At 41.8% G+C, this 18,187-nt stretch carries 15 protein-coding genes; 9 read left to right on the top strand and 6 right to left on the bottom strand.

Features of this window, described 5'->3' with window-relative positions; translation table 11 throughout:
- Positions 1 to 137: 137 nt before the first annotated feature.
- The 6 genes from Vgang_RS05235 to rsuA form a co-directional block, all read right to left on the bottom strand.
- Positions 138 to 1,262: a lipocalin-like domain-containing protein gene (locus Vgang_RS05235; protein ID WP_105902724.1), complete on the bottom strand. Its 1,125-nt coding sequence runs from the start codon at positions 1,260 to 1,262 to the stop codon at positions 138 to 140.
- Positions 1,262 to 3,715, bottom strand: coding sequence for an ABC transporter permease (locus Vgang_RS05230; RefSeq protein WP_105902725.1), 2,454 nt, complete (start codon positions 3,713 to 3,715; stop codon positions 1,262 to 1,264). Before Vgang_RS05230 ends, Vgang_RS05235 begins: the two co-directional genes overlap by 1 nt.
- Positions 3,696 to 4,367 carry an ABC transporter ATP-binding protein gene (locus Vgang_RS05225; protein ID WP_105902726.1) on the bottom strand — a complete coding sequence of 224 codons (672 nt, stop codon included), beginning with the start codon at positions 4,365 to 4,367 and terminating at the stop codon, positions 3,696 to 3,698. Before Vgang_RS05225 ends, Vgang_RS05230 begins: the two co-directional genes overlap by 20 nt.
- A gap of 183 nt (positions 4,368 to 4,550) precedes the next feature.
- The gene (locus Vgang_RS05220) at positions 4,551 to 5,198 is read right to left on the bottom strand and encodes a DUF2913 family protein (RefSeq protein WP_105902727.1); all 648 of its coding nucleotides are present in this window, start codon (positions 5,196 to 5,198) and stop codon (positions 4,551 to 4,553) included.
- A 19-nt stretch (positions 5,199 to 5,217) separates the two neighbouring features.
- Complete coding sequence (locus Vgang_RS05215) at positions 5,218 to 6,408, bottom strand: Bcr/CflA family multidrug efflux MFS transporter (RefSeq protein ID WP_105902728.1); 1,191 nt, start codon at positions 6,406 to 6,408, stop codon at positions 5,218 to 5,220.
- A 112-nt stretch (positions 6,409 to 6,520) separates the two neighbouring features.
- Entirely contained in the window at positions 6,521 to 7,219 is a 699-nt protein-coding gene (gene rsuA / locus Vgang_RS05210) for a 16S rRNA pseudouridine(516) synthase RsuA (RefSeq protein WP_105902729.1), read from the bottom strand.
- Positions 7,220 to 7,863: 644 nt separating this feature from the next.
- Between rsuA and Vgang_RS05205 the strand changes: the two genes are divergently transcribed.
- The 9 genes from Vgang_RS05205 (at position 7,864) to rplY (ending at position 17,980) form a co-directional block, all read left to right on the top strand.
- Positions 7,864 to 9,105 carry an outer membrane protein transport protein gene (locus Vgang_RS05205; RefSeq protein ID WP_105902730.1) on the top strand — a complete coding sequence of 414 codons (1,242 nt, stop codon included), beginning with the start codon at positions 7,864 to 7,866 and terminating at the stop codon, positions 9,103 to 9,105.
- Between the two features lie 180 nt (positions 9,106 to 9,285).
- Positions 9,286 to 11,076 (top strand): DEAD/DEAH box helicase, encoded by a 1,791-nt coding sequence (locus Vgang_RS05200; RefSeq protein ID WP_105902731.1) that lies wholly within the window; start codon positions 9,286 to 9,288, stop codon positions 11,074 to 11,076.
- Between the two features lie 349 nt (positions 11,077 to 11,425).
- On the top strand, positions 11,426 to 12,439 hold the full coding sequence (locus Vgang_RS05195) for a TRAP transporter substrate-binding protein (RefSeq protein ID WP_105902732.1): 1,014 nt from the start codon (positions 11,426 to 11,428) through the stop codon (positions 12,437 to 12,439).
- A 74-nt stretch (positions 12,440 to 12,513) separates the two neighbouring features.
- Complete coding sequence (locus Vgang_RS05190) at positions 12,514 to 13,065, top strand: TRAP transporter small permease subunit (protein ID WP_105902733.1); 552 nt, start codon at positions 12,514 to 12,516, stop codon at positions 13,063 to 13,065.
- Positions 13,058 to 14,380 carry a TRAP transporter large permease gene (locus Vgang_RS05185; protein WP_105902734.1) on the top strand — a complete coding sequence of 441 codons (1,323 nt, stop codon included), beginning with the start codon at positions 13,058 to 13,060 and terminating at the stop codon, positions 14,378 to 14,380. The genes Vgang_RS05190 and Vgang_RS05185 overlap by 8 nt, the downstream gene beginning before the upstream one ends.
- 54 nt (positions 14,381 to 14,434) lie before the next feature.
- Positions 14,435 to 14,941: a gluconokinase gene (locus Vgang_RS05180; RefSeq protein WP_105902735.1), complete on the top strand. Its 507-nt coding sequence runs from the start codon at positions 14,435 to 14,437 to the stop codon at positions 14,939 to 14,941.
- Between the two features lie 8 nt (positions 14,942 to 14,949).
- Positions 14,950 to 16,437 (top strand): NADP-dependent phosphogluconate dehydrogenase, encoded by a 1,488-nt coding sequence (gene gndA, locus Vgang_RS05175; protein WP_406708301.1) that lies wholly within the window; start codon positions 14,950 to 14,952, stop codon positions 16,435 to 16,437.
- Between the two features lie 100 nt (positions 16,438 to 16,537).
- Positions 16,538 to 17,554, top strand: a complete 1,017-nt coding sequence (gene gntR / locus Vgang_RS05170; protein ID WP_105902737.1) for a gluconate operon transcriptional repressor GntR — start codon at positions 16,538 to 16,540, stop codon at positions 17,552 to 17,554.
- 147 nt (positions 17,555 to 17,701) lie between these two features.
- The gene (gene rplY / locus Vgang_RS05165) at positions 17,702 to 17,980 is read left to right on the top strand and encodes a 50S ribosomal protein L25 (protein WP_105902738.1); all 279 of its coding nucleotides are present in this window, start codon (positions 17,702 to 17,704) and stop codon (positions 17,978 to 17,980) included.
- The last annotated feature ends 207 nt before the right edge of the window (positions 17,981 to 18,187 follow it).

The raw sequence follows: 18,187 nt of genomic DNA, 5'->3' as shown, positions 1-18,187 counted from the left end.
TATTATATGGAAACTTTTAACCGTAAAATCGATTGTTTGGAGACTTTAGTTCGGTTTTTCCGAACATTTATAAGTTCTATAATTCGCATTAAAATAATCAAAAGAAAAAAACCACATAAACAATTGATTATTATAGATTAGTATCCCGTCAATTGCATAAAGCCAACACCTTTGTGGCTTCCTGTCACGACAATTGGGCCCTCCCATGATGGGATCCAGAAAGGTAGCCATAACTCGTTATTTAACGATTCTGTGATCAAGCTAACTTGTAGACGAGGAATTTCAATTACCCATCGCAGAGGTAAATCACGGCCATTAGATACACGATGTTTCTCAAGTGGATAAATTCTTACTTCACCATTCTTCAAATGTATTTTTGAGCCGTCACGGCCAGCGATAGACCCCGAAATATAGCGCATGTTTTGTGGATTGTGATATTGAGTTAGAGACAAAACCCTTCCATCAGAAAGATGAATACTGAAATTATCCCAACGTAAAGATCGGTCAGCAACAAGATGATTGCCCCACTCTTTATCTACCCAAGCAACACCTTCAACTTTAACTTTACGTCCATTCAGGTCTAACACCCCTTTAGTTTTAAGAAATGGTGCGCTGAAGGAATAAGACGCGGTCGACATTAAGTCATGCGTTCTTTTATAGCCATTATCACCATTTAAAACAAAAGGTCCGTAAGCAGCGTTATTCAATTTAAGTGAGAACTCATCTGCTTTAATATTCAGTTGGCTTGGAACTGCATAATTATTATTTGAGACCCAACTCCAATCATCAATCCATAAGCGGAATGGGTACATCATCACACCGGCTTGACCAATGCCACCACGAGATAAGCGCTGCTGTAGCCATGCATGTTCAGGGTTCGAAACCACCACTTGCGCGGTATAAACTTGAGTGTTTTTCCAGCCTAAGCCTTGTGAGTCGCCATTAGCCACACGATAAACAGTCCATTGAACACCGTATTCTTGGCCATCTTCACCTTTTAAATTCGCTTTGTAATGCCACACTTCGTTGTGGAAAGTTGGATGTTCCGCAAAATCTTGACCAAATTTTATGGTGTAATCCGGTAATACAGGATCATAGACCGATTTTGAATTATCTTCTTCAGGCACATATTGAGTCACCGGTTCTATTTCCTTTGCCACAATGTCTTTGACAAAGTGAGGCAAAAGCAGTCCTGCCAATACCACGAGCGATAACACGGCAACAGCACACTTTAGAACTTTATGGTGCTTTTGAGTTTTCATTACAACGAATCCCTCAAGAGTTTCATCGGTGTTGTCTTAACCATTAACCAAACCGGCCAAGCGCCAGCTACAAATAAAGCACTTAAAGACCATAAGAACGTGGAAATATATTGTTCGGGTAACAACGTAATTTGCATTGTCCAACCAAAGGCGCTTTTTAATACCACTTCCACCATAAGCTGAGCCAAAATAATCCCTAACGGCAACGCGATGAATGCCGTAAAGAGACCAATTGCTAATAATTGCAATGCCCCAAGCACAACCAACTCTTTACCTGAGATACCGAGACAGCGCAGTAAAGCAACCTGTTTCTGCCGCGATACCTCTCCTGCAACGGTGGAAACAAATAATCCGAAAACAGCTATAAATAACGTAATTTTGCCCAAGGTATCCGCCACTTTGAACGTCTGATTAAAAGCAATCATGGCTTGAGTATGTATGGCATTATTGTTGTATATACGTTCCGGAGACAAACTGTAACGTTTTTCCATCCTATGAATTAGCGCAGTGGAATCCGCTTTCTCATTCAGCACGACGCCAAGCGCAACATCGCCACTACCATGGAATAGCGCTTGCCATTGGTTTTGCGAAATGATCACCTGATTATAAGGGTTACCATAATCATAATAGACACCTAAAACAGGCCAACCGCCTCCCAAGGGCTCTGGAAGATTAATAATATCACCAGTGTGAAGATGTTCTTTCAGTGACATCGACTCACTGATCATCACACCTCGCTCATGGTGCAAACGATGCCAAAATTGCGGTACCGCCAATTTCACAGTTAGAGATTTACGTTCACCCTCTGACTGACCCGAGCTCACAACTTGAATAGTGTTGTTTTCCGTTTGGAGTGCTTTTTCCCAACGCCACCACACACTATTTACTTCTGGCTGCTCTTCAAGCCAATTCCCCATTCTACCGGCAGAAGAAGTGGTCGGCGTAATATATAAATCAGCCGATAAACGCTGTACTAACCATTGGTCCGTGGTTGCTCGGAAACTGCCCACCATGGTTTCAACCCCAATGTTGGTCGCCAAAGCCAACATAAAGGCCATCGCCGCAACACCGCGATAACTCATACTGGCAGCAATGTCAGCAAAGAACCAACGAACCTTTACCCAAGGCATAGTGAAAGAAAAACTAGAGAACAGCTTCCATAAACAATATGGCATCACCAAGCCGACACTGACGAGCATCAACGCAATTAGGGTAAAACCTTCTTCTTTAGATGATGGCGATTGATATAGCGCCACAGCCGCAACCGTACATACGCAGGCAACAAACGCTTGTAAGCCAAATTCACGCCCGGCAAAGCGAACCAATGATAAACGAGAAGCAAGTCGGATTGGTTGCGAGCGAATCAAACGAATCAGAGGCCAAAAACAAGACAGCAAACATCCAAAAATAGACATCAATAAACTGTATTGAATCCATTCCCAGTTCCAATCAATTTTTAGACCCACATCTGCATTATATAAATCACTCAAACTAGCAGAAACCGATGGCATCAACTTGTTGGCAAGAGCAAGCCCAAGAACGGTACCACTCAACCAGCCGACTAGAATCCAAGCAAAGATTTCCAGCAATAATGCTTTCGTTAACTGCCAACCAGACACCCCCGTTAAACGCAAAATGCCGACTAAAGGTTGCCTTTGAATGAAAGATAAAGACATCGCTTGATAGAAGATGAACAAGCCCACTAAAAATGACAACATTCCCATCGCCGTCAGGTTCATGTGGAACGCTTTTGTTAATGAACCGAGTTCTACACGGGTATTTCGATGCAGAGAAATCCCATTGGGTAAATAATTGCGTAACTGTTCCAGTTTATCGGGAGACATCGCTGCACAAGCGATCATATCAAAACCAGAACTGCGATTAAGTGAGCGAATGAGCGACATATCCGCAACAAGGCGTGAGCCAGAAATACGAGATTTGGTATCGACTTTAATTGGACCGATTTCATCACCAGAATTTAATGAAATGAAATCACCATCGTAGATGTCAAGGTAATTGGATAATTGCGCGCTGATCAAAATCGGATATGGTGGACGCATTAAATCCAACATATCCGCGGTTTTCAGATTCTGTTCCGATTGAAATGACATCATGGTAACAGGGTCAAAGCCGACAATATTCAATTGCATACCATCTTCGGTAACGACTCGGTAAGTATCAAATGGCGCACATTGATGAAAACCATTTCGTCTTAATTGAATATAAAAACCTTGTGGAATTTTGTTGCCAGCCAGTTTTGGCTGAATACGATACGGCAGAGGGTTAGAGAATAACTTCTCCCCTTGCGCATAGCTTTGTTTGGCGTGGTAATTGACAGCTAAAACACCAACGAATAACGATATGCCTAGAGTGAGCCCTAGCCAAACAAGAAGAATTTGAAATGGATGGCGGCGATAATGGCCAAGCAGAGCTTTAGCTACGGGCCATAACATTGAGCACGCCTCCTTGTAAACGCACACAACCATCCAAGTGTGCTGCTACTCGTTCACTGTGCGTTACGAGAAGCAATGTGCAATTCATTTGACTTGATAGGCTTGTCAATAAGCGCATGACCGCTTCAGCATTTTTTTCATCCAAGCTACCCGTCGGTTCATCGGCAAGCAGCAGAGATGGTTCCATGTACAAAGCACGTGCAATAGCCGCACGTTGTTGCTGTCCACCCGACACTTCTTCAGGATAACGTCCGAGTAACGGCATGAGATCTAAAGAAGAGAGAATTTGACGCCACAGTTTGGCATCTTCAGGTAATCCTTTAAGTTGACGACAAAAGCGGATGTTATCGGCAATGTTAAGCGTGGTGAGAAGGTTAAACTGTTGAAAAATCAAACCAATATTATTGCGGCGAAATGCAGTTCTTTCTCGGTCAGGGGCAGAATGCATGGGGAAATTGGAACAAATAATTTCACCAGAATCGCACTTATCTAACCCTGCGATCATGTTCAATAACGTACTTTTACCAGAGCCACTTTCGCCCATTAATGCTAATTGTGCGCCAGGTTCCAATGTCAATTCAGCCCCTTGTAAAACAGGGTTAAAAACGCCCCCGTCAATGTAGCCTTTACAAAGATTTTTTAAATCAAGCATGAAACCTGTACTCACTATCTAGAATAAGAGAAGAAATTTACACTAATTAACCTTAGGTAGAAAGGAATTTGAAGTTGATCATATTAATTGCGATTTTTCATCCATCAAGACAATACTAATACCTTGATTTAGTAACAAACGAACAATAAAAAATTAAATACCAACCGACCTTTCAATGTTTGATCAATAGTTAAACGGAATTTCTGCCAATTTTAAGCCAACATTATTGGGGTATATCAGGTATTCGCCGTGATATTTCACAATCGACTTATAATCCGTTTGCTTATGCAATAAGAACCCGTGTTCGGTCGCTTCAGTAATGAACTCGGCATGATTACCGCGCACATAAAAGCTCATCGGTTTAACGAGCCATTCCCCATCAAAGCAATCGTCACATTGTTTGGCACACAGTACAAATGAATTGGCTTGGTCGGCAAAAATTTGCGTCTTTTCTGTTAATTCAAATTCATTCACCACTTCCCAACCTTTATTTTCCATGTGATCCATAAAGGCTTCAATATCAGCATCTTTGACTGGCTTAGGCTCACCATCAACCGGTAAGAAAGTTTGATACAGTTTGGCAATACGCTCAAAAGTGGCTAACAGCTCACTCGCCGAACCTTTACTGCGACTGGCTTTTTGCCAACGGACCAAATCATCTTTCACACAACGATCAAATTGCTGACTCTTAATACTTTTTGTTACCCAACGCGCAATGAAATGGGTATTGGTGATCGGGGTATTGGCCAATTTGCCATTCTGATGCTGCTGTTTTAATTCGCTTAATGCTGTATTTACAACACGTTGAATTTCTTGTGAATATTGCATAATGAACTCAGATTAAGAAAGATTAAGCATTACGGCTCAGTAGCCAATACATACTAATAGATAACACACCACATAAACACATTGAAACGATCATCGGCCACACATTGCCACTCGGCATGACGGCTATCAACGCACTGATCGCCGCTCCCGTACCAAACCGCAAAGTCCCCGCTAAAGAAGACGCCGTACCAGCCATTTGCGGATAGCTACTTAGTAATAACCCCATTGAGTTACTACCAATGATTGAAATCGTCCCAACGAATAACACGACACATGGCACAATCGCCCATAAACCAAATCCGCATAGCCAGCTAATAAATAATGCAATGCTCGCCAAAAACTGACAACTTAGCCCAAATCTTAGCATCCAATGAGAACCCATTTTACGCACAGCACGGCCATTAAAGCTGGTCATGATCACCATACCCACGACATTAAGAGCGAACAAATAACCGAAATATTCCGGCTTTACTCCATAAATATCGATATAGACAAATGAGCCTGCCGTAATAAATGCAAACATCCCAGCGAAAGAAAACGCGCCGCAGAAAATCAAACCGAATGCTACTGGGTTCGTGATCAGGTGAAAATAATTACGCAACGTAGTACGAAAACGTAATGGTTGTTTGTTCTCTGGCGCTAAGGTTTCTGGAATTTTTATCAATACTGCAAGTAAGACAACAAATGAGACAATGGCGAGAGCAGTAAAAATTGAACGCCAACCAAACCATACGGCGAGATGACCACCTATCATAGGGGCAAGCAATGGAGATATCGTAATCACCAGTGTGATGAACGACATTGCGCGCGCAAATTCTTCTTTGTTAAACATATCCCGCACAACCGCTTGTACAATAACCGCAGCAGCAGCACCAGAAAAACCTTGAGCAAAACGTGTATAGAGCAAGGCTTCAATACTCGTTGTGGTCGCACAAATAACCGAAGCGATAGCAAAAAAAACAATGCCGGTCATTAATACAGGGCGTCGACCATAACTGTCAGCAAGTGGGCCATGTAATAACTGCCCTAATGCAAAACCTGCCGTATAAGCGGTTAATGTCCCCTGCACCATGCCATGATTAACCATGAGATCACTTGCAATAGTCGGCATCGCAGGTAAATACATGTCGATTGCAAATGGGGTTAATAAACCGATTGAGCCTAAAATCAAAAACAATAAGAAATTACTTTTTGGTAAGGCAGACTGTGGCATGAAGTGTCCTTTTAAAAGTGATAAAACAGAAAAGAAAAAAGCACAACAATGACATCTTGAACCAAGAACCCAAACGGTTGACTATGTTAAGGGCGTCATGCCTTTTCAATAATTATAAAATAGAATCAATTTCTTCTTGAGTTAGCGGACGATATTCACCAGGCTCTAAAGTGTCATCTAAAACAATGGCACCAATAGATTCACGGTGCAGTTGTTCAACTTTATTGCCTAAAGCTGCAAACATGCGTTTTACTTGGTGATATTTTCCTTCAGAGATAGTCAGCAGTAGCTCGTTTTGTGAATAGTCCACCACTTCCATTTTCGCAGGCAAAGTGAGATCTTTTTCATTACGCAGTTGAATACCTTGCGCCAATTGCTCTGCATAATCCTCACCGATCGCATCTTCCAACCACACACGATAGGTTTTTTCACACTTATGCTTTGGCGAAGTAATACGGTGTGACCATTTTCCATCATCGGTGATCAACACTAATCCAGTGGTGTCCACATCAAGACGCCCCGCAAAATGCAGCTTATCCATATTGACTTCATCAAGTAATACAAATGCGGTTGGATTGCTGCTGTCTTCATGTGAGCAGACAAAACCATCAGGCTTAAACAACATAAAATAGCGTGGACCCGGCATTGGAATATGGCGCTCTTGCCATTCAACGTGAGACTTGTCATCAACTTTCACAGAAGCAACTTTCACCGTTTGTCCATCCACGGTCACCTCACCACGTCGTAATAAAATGGTGGCTTCTTTACGAGTCACGCCTAAAGTCTCACATAAAAATTTATCTAAACGCATCAATACCTCAAATCTCGGCTAAGTGGTGTGCCATCAAACCCTGCATTATAAAGAAAGTTGCTTCATTAGTTGAGCTATTTCACAAATTTAGTCATTTGAACAGACAAAGAAGTCGCAAACGTGGCTTGATGATGAAACCAACATACCCTATTGATATTTTTAATATTAATAAGCAACCATCGCTCAATAAATAAACAAAATAAATTCCAAAACTCAATCTGGTTATTTATTGCGCGATTTTATCATTTTGTCACAATTTAATTTTAGCTTCTGTTTTGTACGAAATTCGCTCATATGTCGCGCTTAAAATAAGAAAAGATTATTCACGGCATAAATTAACCCCATAGACTTTAGTCTAAAATGAAATCAAATAGTTACAAACTGGTTAGACCAAAGTATTACATTCACTCCTCGCCATAATTCGCACAATAAATAAACAATTTTAAAACACTAAAAATATCAGCAACTTAAACTGGTCATACCTGATTTATTAAAAGAAATAAGATAAATTGCAAAAATATTAAGCTCGTAGCATTTTTTGCAAAATAAAATACAAACTCGCTACTTTTGGTAATAAAACTATTAACAACGCATCAAATACATTCGGTGCGAATAACAAGATTAATAGTGTGTAAGGGATAACCATGAAAAAAACACAATATTCGCTACTAGCAATTTCGATTGCTTTGGCCTCACAAGTACATGCCGCTGGTTTCCAAGTTGTTGAACATTCTGCTTCAGGTCTAGGCCGTGCATTTTCAGGCGATGGTGCTGTCGGTGATAACGCAAGTGAAATGTCTGCCAACGCAGCGTCAATGGTACTATTTGATCGCGCACAGTTTTCTGGTGCTGTGTCTTACATCGAACCTGAAATTGATGTGGAAAGTAATACATTCGGCGATTCTGCCGATGACATCGCACCATCTCAAGTAGTCCCAGCGATTTATTACGTTAGTCCGATCAATGATCAATGGGCTTGGGGTATTGGTATGTACACTGACTACGGTGTATCAACAGACTACCCATCCAACTTCTCTGCTGGTGACGCTTCTGGTCATACAGCATTAACTACATTTAAACTAAATCCAAACATTGCCTACCGTATCAATGACCAGTTTAGTGTTGGTGCAGGTTTAAATGTCACTTACGCGAAAGCAAAACTTGAAAGAAATCTTGGTATCGCGGGTGATATGGCAGGCTTACCTCGTTCTACTTCTCTGATCAAAATGGAAGGCGATACATTCGGTTGGGGTTGGAATGTCGGTGCTCTTTATGAACTGAATAAAAATAACCGTTTCTCCTTGTCTTATAAATCAGCAGTAAAACTAAAATTCAAAGATGGTGATTTTACTGATGGTACAGGTCAAATCACTGGCCAACCGGGTTCGACAAATGATGCCGATTTAAACATTGATCTACCTGATATCGTTGAACTGTCTGGTTTCCACCAACTCAACAATCAATGGGCTATTCACTATAGCTGGCAATGGACAAATTACAGTAAATTTTCTGAGTTAACCGCAACAGGTGATGCGTGTGTTGCAACAGGCGGTACATGTTTCACGAAACAAGAAAGCTATTCAGATAACCAACGGTGGTCTATCGGTACAACTTATGCCGTTAACGATCAATGGCTAGTACGTGCAGGTTTCGCTTATGATGAACAAGCTGGTAAAGCAACTTTAAGCATTCCTGATACCGATCGTTACTGGTATACCGCAGGTTTCACATACCTATGGACACAAGATCTATCAATCGATGCTGGCTTTGCTTACATCGATGGTAAATCAGGTACATTTACTGAAAGCGGTCTAGCTGGCCCACAAGAGTTCAAATCTTCAGGCCCAGCTTACATCGGCTCACTACAGTTGAACTACGCATTCTAAGTTTGACTTAAACGCCCAATCAAAACCCACCCATCGCGGTGGGTTTTCTATTTTCGAATTAATCGCCACTACAAAGTCTAGCCACAAGAAACGAAGTGCCCGAGATTCGAAAAAACGTAACTAGCATTTCCCGCCCAAACCGATTATCCTCTCACCTTCTTTGTCATACGCTTATTTACCATGTTCAATCTCCGACCCTATCAAGCCGACTCTGTAAAAGCAGTTATCCATTATTTCCGTCGCAGTAACGACCCAGCCGTGATCGTATTACCAACCGGTGCAGGTAAGAGTTTAGTGATTGCAGAATTGGCTCGATTGGCTAAAGGGCGCGTTTTAATGCTGACCCACGTGAAAGAGCTAGTGGAGCAAAACCACGCCAAATACGAAAGTTATTCCACCGAAGATAGACCACTTAAAGGCAGCATTTTTTCCGCAGGATTAGGTCGTAAAGAAACCGAAGAACAAGTGGTGTTTGCTTCCGTTCAATCGGTGGTGCGTAATCTTGATGCGTTCGCGAACCAATTCTCATTGCTGGTCATCGATGAGTGTCATCGTGTGCCTGATAACCCGAAAAGCAGCTACCGAAAGGTCATTTCACACTTACAGAACGTCAATCCGGGCATTAAAATACTCGGCTTAACCGCAACACCTTATCGCTTAGGTATGGGTTGGATTTATCAATATCAGGTGCGCGGAAAATCAGGCCAAGTACGCTCACAAGAGCCTCGTTTTTTTCGTGATTGTATCTTTGAACTCCCCATTCAATACTTACTCGACGAAGGCTTTTTGACCCCTGCCCGAATGATCGATGCCCCAGTATTAAGTTATGACTTTTCGCACTTAAAACCAGCATTGGCAGGGCGCTATAAAGAAGCGGACCTCGATTTAGTGATAGAGCAATCGAAACGTGCAACACCACAAATCGTTCAGCAAATTATTGAACTTGCCAAAGACAAACAAGGCGTCATGATTTTTGCTGCAACGGTTCGCCACGCGCAAGAAATTTTAAGCTTATTACCGCCTGAACAATCGGCATTAGTCATTGGTGACACTCACCAAAGCGAGCGCGACCGAATCATTAATGAATTCAAATACAAGCAAATCAAGTTTCTCGTCAATGTTTCAGTATTAACCACAGGTTTTGATGCACCACATGTCGATCTCATTGCAATTTTACGCCCTACCGAGTCAGTGAGCTTATACCAACAAATCATTGGCCGAGGGCTTCGCCTAGCGGAAAATAAACAAGAATGCTTAGTATTAGACTACGCGGGCAATAATTACGACCTCTATCAGCCGGAAGTCGGAGAAGTAAAGCCAGATCCAAATAGTGACAGCGTCACCATCCCATGCCCTGCTTGCGGTTTTAATAATACATTCTGGGGTAAACTCGATAGCAATGGCATGTTAATCGAACATTACGGCCGTCGTTGCCAAGGCTACTTTGAAGTACTTGATGAACACGAACAACCTACTGGTGAACGTGAACATTGCGACTATCGTTTTAAAGCTAAGTTTTGCTCTGAATGTGGTGCGGATAATGATATCGCAGCGCGTATCTGCCACCAATGCGATGCCACCCTAGTCGACCCTGATAAAAAACTGCGTGACGCTCTTAATTTAAAAGATGCTTTAGTGTTTGAATGTAAAGACATGGAGCTTAATGTCCATAAAACCCAAGATGGTAAGTCCCAGCTTAAAGTCACCTACTCTGGCGAAAGTAATGATGATCAGCCCCACGCATTAGTTCATGAGTTTTGGTCACTCAATACCAAAAAACAAAAACAAATTTTTGCCGAGCAATTTGTTCGACCACATCTTGCCGATAGACATCGCCCTTTTGAGGAAAGTACACCAACTAAAGTGGTTAATCATCAACATCGCTTCCGCTTGCCTTTGTTTATCATTGCGAGAAAATCAGGCCGATTTTGGAAAATTCGCGATAAGATTTTTGCTGATGAGCTTTCCTAAGGGCTGTTGATTTTCGTGATTAAATTTTGTTCGAGATAAAGAAATTTTAGGCGAGTCGATTGCTGCTTAGTTATTCTAAGTAAATGAGACTTAACGAAAGGTCAACAGACCCTAACATTTCGCACATAAATGTCGCCTTTACTATACCTTCCCAACCTATCCTTCTTATTTCCACCATCGATAACAGTGCAAGTTTTATTTCACTGAGTGATTTTTGTGATCAAGTTAATAGCACCAGGCTATAGTTACCGGTAACATCTTAATAACAAGTTACCGGTAACATTACACTTATAATCGGAACTTATACGCTATTAATAGTGTATGAACGTGCAACTAAAAGGACTATAGAATGAAATTTACACGAACTCTGCTTACTGCGGCTCTCGCTGGGATAGTTTCGACTTCCGCTCTTGCTGCTGACTTTAACCTTAAAATTCAATCCTCAGATCCCTCTGGCGATAAAAACTTTCAAGTTCAGCAAAAATGGGCAAAAAGTGTTGAAACTATGTCTGCTGGACGCATTAAAATTTCACTACTGCCTGTAGGTAGTGTGGTAAAAAACACAGAAACTCTGGATGCTATTCGCCAAGGCATCTTAGATGGACAACTTACTGCTACTGAGTATTTCTCAGGTAAAGATCCTGCATTTGGTTTAATCGGTAACATGGTTGGCGCTTGGTCTAATACAGGACAACTATTGCAATACATTAACTATGGTGGTGGTTATGAATTAATGACCGAGCTATACAAACCATACGGTGTGAAGTTTATTGGTGGTTCAACAACGGGTGTGGAATCATTAGTATCAAAAGTCCCTCTTGATGGTGTTGACGATCTAAAAGGTCTAAAAATTCGTGCGCCGGAAGGTCTTGTTCAGCAAGTTTTTGCAGCAGCAGGTGCTACGCCCGTTAACTTACCTGGTTCTGAAGTTTTCACAGGGTTAAGCAAAGGCGTTATTGATGCTGCGGATTACACCGTATTTTCAACCAATCAAAAAGCAGGCATGAATGACATTGCCTCTCATCCAGTCCAACCTGGCTTTCACTCTCTACCTTTAATCGACGTATCCATCAGCCAGAAGAAATGGGACAAAATGTCGCCAGATCTACAAGAAATCCTAACGGTATCTGTACGTGATTTTGCTAATGATATGACCACTGAGCTTCGTATTGCTGACCAAGCAGCCGTTGCACAAGCAGAGAAAGATCCAAACATCACCATCCACAATTGGTCAGCAGAAGAACGTAAAAAGTTCCGAGCTATCGCCAAAACACAGTGGAAAGTATTTGCTGAACGTTCACCTAACGCACAAAAAGTCTACGATTCAGTGACTAAATACCTTGAAGAAAATGGATTACTGTAACTCGTAAATCTCAATTCGGAGGGTTATTCTTCGCCCTCCTCATTTATCTTATTCGCTTTTCAATAGGTTGTTTTATGCAAGATGTTCCTAATTCTCATGAACATGATGAGGCGCCGAAAAACCGCCTAGATCGTTGGATCATAAAAATAAGCCATGCACTGAGCCTGCTATTTATTTTCACCGTGTTTATTTCTTTCTATGAAGTATTAATGCGCTATGTATTTGATGCACCAACGACCTGGGTTCATGAAACGGCTTCATTTGTCGGTGGCAGTTTATTCGTTATTGGTGGTATCTATGCTTTTGCCACAGATAAGCATGTCAGAGTGGTGTTAATCTATGACGCTGTATCAGCAAAAACACGTCGCGTATTAAATATGGTTCACCACATTGTTGGGCTAGCATTCTCATTGATGATGGCATGGGCTTCTTACACCATGACAAAAACTGCTTGGTTTACACCATGGGGTGAGTTCCGACTAGAAACATCAGGCTCTTATTTCAATCCCCCATATCCAGCACTGTTAAAGGCGCTTATCTTTATTATTTTTTGCATTCTTTCTGTACAGTTCATTCTTCATATCATCTATGAAATCAAGTCTTTAAGGAGTAATAAAGATGTTTGATTTGTCTGCTCTAGGTATCGGTTATGCCAGTTTACTCATGCTCGTTATGATGATTGGCTTATTACTCACTGGCATGCAATTAGCCTTTGTGACGGGTTTTGTCGCCTTATTTTTCACCTTAGGGTGGTTTGGAGTAGATGCTTTACCATTGATCTCTAGCCGCATGTTTAGCTTTGTTGATGGCTACATTTTCCTTGCTGTTCCCATGTTCGTACTCATGGCAGCATTACTTGATCGATCCGGCATTGCTCGCGATTTATTCGATGCGATGAAATCTGTTGGGCGTAAAGTCCGTGGTGGCGTTGCCGTACAAACTCTATTAGTCGCGGTCTTACTCGCTTCGATGTCAGGCGTGATTGGTGGTGAAACTGTCCTGCTTGGCATACTTGCTCTGCCTCAAATGCTTCGTTTAGGTTATGACCGCAAATTAGCCATTGGTACCACTTGTGCTGGCGGAGCATTAGGTACCATGCTACCTCCGAGTATTGTGTTAATCATTTATGGCTTAACAGCCAGTGTATCGATTGGTGACTTATTCAAAGCTTCATTCGTCCCTGCGCTGATTCTTGCACTGCTATATATTGCTTATGTTTTAATTCGCAGCTTTTTAAACCCTAGCTTGGCCCCCTTACCTACAGAAGAAGAATTAGCTGAAGACGCGAAAAATCGCCCTAGTTATTTTAAAGCCCTGTTTTTTCCAATTCTCTCTGTTGCCATTGTTCTTGGCAGTATCTATACCGGTGTGGCATCGGTCACGGAAGCCTCGGCATTAGGTGTAGTAGGTATCATGATAAGCGCCCTAATTCGAAAAGAAATGAATTGGAATATGCTGAAAGAGAGTGCCATCGCAACCATGCGTACCTGCGGCATGATTATTTGGATTGGTATCGGCGCGACTGCATTGGTGGGAGTTTACAACCTAATGGGCGGAATTGATTTCGTAGAAGAAACCATTCTCGCACTAAGTGGTGGGCATGCAATGGGTACACTACTCATCATGATGGTCATTCTACTGGTTCTTGGCATGTTCTTAGACTGGGTCGGGGTGGCGCTGCTTACTATGCCAATTTTTGTCCCTATCATCATCAATTTAGGTTTTGATCCTATCTGGTTCGGTGTGGTGTTCTGCTTGAATATGCAAGTGTCATTCTTATCACCACCTTTTGGTCCCGCCGCTTTTTATTTGAAGTCAGTAGCGCCTAAAGACATCAGCCTAGGTGAAATCTTCACCTCCTTGCTACCTTTTATCGGCTTACAAATTATCGCGTTATCACTGGTGATTATTTTCCCTCAATTGGCCCTATGGTGGCAGTAACTCCTCATATAACAACGCTAAGCCTTATTTCAAGGCTTAGCTAAGGCAGTAATTATGGATCATAAAAAAATATTAGTAATGGGAGTTTCTGGCTGTGGAAAGAGCCACATAGGCCAGCTATTAGCCCAAAGTATTCAATACCCATTTTTTGATGGTGATGATTTTCACCCACAGAGTAATGTAGACAAAATGCGCCAAGGTACGCCATTAACTGATGAAGACCGTATTGATTGGCTACACACATTAAATCGTCTTTTTATTGAAAATGAATGTGCAGTAGTTGCCTGCTCCGCACTCAAACCACAGTACCGCGATATTTTGCGACAAGATAATGAAGAGTTAACCATCGTTTATTTACAAGGCGATTTTGACACCATCTGGCAAAGGCATCAAAAAAGAGGAAACCATTGGTTCAATGGTAAATCAATGCTTGAAAGTCAATTCGAAACACTCATAGAGCCGAACCCAAATGAAGCCATATTCATCGATATACGCCCTACTGTCGAAGATGTTTTAAACACAATCAAACACAAGCTGAATATAAACAAGGAATGCGAATGAACAATTCAATTGCACCAACTCATAACCATATTGCGATGATTGGTTTAGGCGTAATGGGAAAAAGCTTAACCTTGAACCTACTTGATAACCAATTCAACGTCGCTGGTTTTGATGTGAATTCACAACATTTAGACCAGACAGCGCGAGAAGCAAAGCAATTAAATAAAGGGAGTTTTACCTACTGTGATTCATTAGCTGCGATTATTGCAAGCCTTTCATCGCCACGCATCATCGCACTATCATTGCCTGCTGGTAACATTGTTGACCAAGTCATTACCCAATTATTAGATGTTGGATTAGAGCCACAAGATATTGTGATTGATACCGGTAATAGTTTATGGACAGACACCATTGAACGTGAAAAGCAATATCAAGGAAAACTTGAGTTTTTTACAACGGCTGTTTCCGGTGGAGAACAAGGCGCTCGCTATGGCGCAGCGCTCATGGCAAGTGGTTCACAACAAGCTTGGAAACATATCCAACCTATGTGGAATGCTATTGCAGCGAAAGTGGACAACCAGGGCTTACCTGTTCCACCTCAACATTCCGGTGAACCTTGCGCAACCTATACAGGGCCGACAGGTTCAGGCCATTTTGTCAAAATGGTACACAATGGGATTGAATATGCCGATATGCAGTTAATCTGTGAGGTATACCATTATCTACGTGACATTCTAAAGTTAACTTCAGATGAAATCGGTGATATTTTTGCCCAATGGAATCAAGGTGTACTCAATAGCTATTTGATTGAAATTACAGCAGATATCCTTAAACAAAAAGACTTCGCTAGCGATCATGCTTTGGTTGAGATGATTTTAGATAAAGCGGGACAAAAAGGTACGGGGACATGGACCGCAATCAACAGCCTTGAGTTTGGATGCCCAACCCCGACCATCGCCCAGTCAGTATATGCTCGTTCATTAAGCAGTTTAAAATCACAGCGTACTTTGGGAGCAAAGTTCTTACCAGCTGAAACCCTGAGTAGTCAAAAGTTAGATCTCACATCAACAATCAATCAACTGCATGATGCGCTCTACTGTGCAAAACTTTGTGCTTATGCTCAAGGATTCGACCTTATGAGAACCCTATCAGCTCATAAAGATTGGACACTTAATTTTGTCAATATAGCTAAAGGTTGGCGGGCTGGATGTATTATTAGAGCGACTTTCTTACAAGATATTGCCAATGCATTCACTAACAATCCGAGTCTAGAGAATTTACTCTTTGACGAACATTTTGCGACAGAGTTATCCAACCGACAACTTAATTGGAGACACGTGGTGGCCAATACAAGCTTAAGCGGGATACCTATGCCAGGTATTAGCTCTGCACTGAGCTATTTTGACTCTATGCGATGCGAGACTCTACCTGCGAATTTATTGCAAGCGCAACGAGATTACTTCGGGTCTCACACCTATTCTAGAATCGACCAACCTGAATCGGAAAAATATCATGTTGAATGGAGTCAATCACCTAGAGTAGAAGTGAAGCGTTAATCAAAACCATAACCGTGCTATAGTCTTCCGCTATAGCTCGGTTCACTTAAATCTTAGACTTCCCTTTTCGTTTCTAACCGTTAGTAATATTAGAATTATCATGGTGACAAAAAACAAACGCCCAACCCTACAAGATGTCGCAGAACAAGTTGGCGTGACAAAAATGACCGTCAGCCGATGCCTTCGAGATCCTAATAATGTTTCACAAGCATTAAGGGAAAAGATTACCCAAGCGGTTGAAGACCTAGGGTATATCCCTAACCGAGCTCCCGATATTTTGTCGAATGCAAAAAGCCATGCAATAGGTGTTCTTGTCCCCTCTTTAACTAACCAAGTCTTTGCTGAAATTATTCGTGGTATAGAAAGCATAACCGAACCTGCTGGTTACCAACTCATGTTAGCCCACTACAGCTATAGCATTGATCAGGAAGAAAAAAACGTTGAGATGCTATTATCTTACAATGTTGATGCTCTCATTTTATCCGAAAGCCACCACAGCGAACGCACTCGTAAAATGATCAAAACAGCTGGCGTTCCAGTGATTGAGATCATGGATACTTCGTCGCCATTTTTAGAACAGGCTATTGGGTTTGATAATCACGCGGCAGCTAAAGCCATGACGAATGCCATGATTGAGCATGGTCATCACAACATCATTTATTTTGCCGCTCGATTAGATGTCCGCACGAGGCTTAAATTGGCGGGTTACGAAGCCGCAATGCTTTCTCACGGCCTGCAACCCGTTAGCTTGCAAACAACCCATGCTTCCTCATTTAGCTTAGGTGCAGACCTCCTGCATAAAGCACTAGAAGAACATCCAAATACCGACGGTATATTTTGTACTAATGATGATTTAGCCGTAGGGGCAATCTATGAATGCCAGCGCCTTGGTATTCAAGTGCCACAAGATATTGGTATCGCAGGGTTCCACGGTCATGACCTGTCTAACATTATGGTTCCTAAATTGGCGACGGTAGTGACCCCAAGAGAACAAATAGGCGTAATATCGGCTCAACAAATTCTCAATCGATTAAATGGCAAACCTATTGTCAATTCAACGATAGATTTAGGTTTTATCATTGAATTAAGAGACAGTATTTCTCATAAACCAGCATGACATTTCTATTGCTCAGAAACGGTTTGAATGATAGTATCCGCGCTCGTTTCAATGCTTTAATCTTTTAATGCTATTGAAACTGCGCTTAATCACTAGGTCGCTATGTGATTAAACATCTTTTAATTTACTAATTTGAGAGTAAATACTATGAAATTCGAAGCAGTAGTACGTACTGAACTAGGTAAGGGTGCGAGCCGCCGCCTACGTCACGCTGGTCAATTCCCAGCAATCGTTTACGGTGGTGAAGCAGCACCTGTTTCTATCGCTCTAGACCACGATGAAATTATCAACCAAATGGACAAGCCTGAATTCTACGAAGGCATCACTCTAGTGGTTGACGGCAAAGAGCTTAAAGTTAAGCCACAAGACGTTCAACGTCACGCGTTCAAGCCAAAAGTTGAGCACATGGACTTCATCCGTATCTAATTCCCCTACCAAGGAATTTTTCGGATAAATCCACCTTTTGCATAATATTGAACTCGACTTTACCAATCGAAACTCAATAAAAATTAGAAAGCCCGATGCTACCAACATCGGGCTTTCGCCCTTCTGACAAACCCTTTTCCTTTCTTCTTATATTTCAATACCAACCAAATTTTTTCGACCTACTTCAAATTTAATATCTATACTCCT

It is taken from the genome of Vibrio gangliei (assembly GCF_026001925.1).
GTDB lineage: Bacteria > Pseudomonadota > Gammaproteobacteria > Enterobacterales > Vibrionaceae > Vibrio > Vibrio gangliei.
The sequence above is the reverse complement of the archived record's forward strand: the minus strand, read 5'-3'. Positions and strand labels throughout refer to the sequence as shown.

What these genes read in the sequence shown, in the direction of transcription:
- Vgang_RS05235 (WP_105902724.1), bottom strand. Translation starts at nt 1,262, where the DNA reads ATGAAAACTCAAAAGCACCATAAAGTTCTAAAGTGTGCTGTTGCCGTG.
- Vgang_RS05230 (WP_105902725.1), bottom strand. Translation starts at nt 3,715, where the DNA reads ATGTTATGGCCCGTAGCTAAAGCTCTGCTTGGCCATTATCGCCGCCAT.
- Vgang_RS05225 (WP_105902726.1), bottom strand. Translation starts at nt 4,367, where the DNA reads ATGCTTGATTTAAAAAATCTTTGTAAAGGCTACATTGACGGGGGCGTT.
- Vgang_RS05215 (WP_105902728.1), bottom strand. Translation starts at nt 6,408, where the DNA reads ATGCCACAGTCTGCCTTACCAAAAAGTAATTTCTTATTGTTTTTGATT.
- rsuA (WP_105902729.1), bottom strand. Translation starts at nt 7,219, where the DNA reads ATGCGTTTAGATAAATTTTTATGTGAGACTTTAGGCGTGACTCGTAAA.
- Vgang_RS05205 (WP_105902730.1), top strand. Translation starts at nt 7,864, where the DNA reads ATGAAAAAAACACAATATTCGCTACTAGCAATTTCGATTGCTTTGGCC.
- Vgang_RS05200 (WP_105902731.1), top strand. Translation starts at nt 9,286, where the DNA reads ATGTTCAATCTCCGACCCTATCAAGCCGACTCTGTAAAAGCAGTTATC.
- Vgang_RS05195 (WP_105902732.1), top strand. Translation starts at nt 11,426, where the DNA reads ATGAAATTTACACGAACTCTGCTTACTGCGGCTCTCGCTGGGATAGTT.
- Vgang_RS05190 (WP_105902733.1), top strand. Translation starts at nt 12,514, where the DNA reads ATGCAAGATGTTCCTAATTCTCATGAACATGATGAGGCGCCGAAAAAC.
- Vgang_RS05185 (WP_105902734.1), top strand. Translation starts at nt 13,058, where the DNA reads ATGTTTGATTTGTCTGCTCTAGGTATCGGTTATGCCAGTTTACTCATG.
- Vgang_RS05180 (WP_105902735.1), top strand. Translation starts at nt 14,435, where the DNA reads ATGGATCATAAAAAAATATTAGTAATGGGAGTTTCTGGCTGTGGAAAG.
- gntR (WP_105902737.1), top strand. Translation starts at nt 16,538, where the DNA reads ATGGTGACAAAAAACAAACGCCCAACCCTACAAGATGTCGCAGAACAA.
- rplY (WP_105902738.1), top strand. Translation starts at nt 17,702, where the DNA reads ATGAAATTCGAAGCAGTAGTACGTACTGAACTAGGTAAGGGTGCGAGC.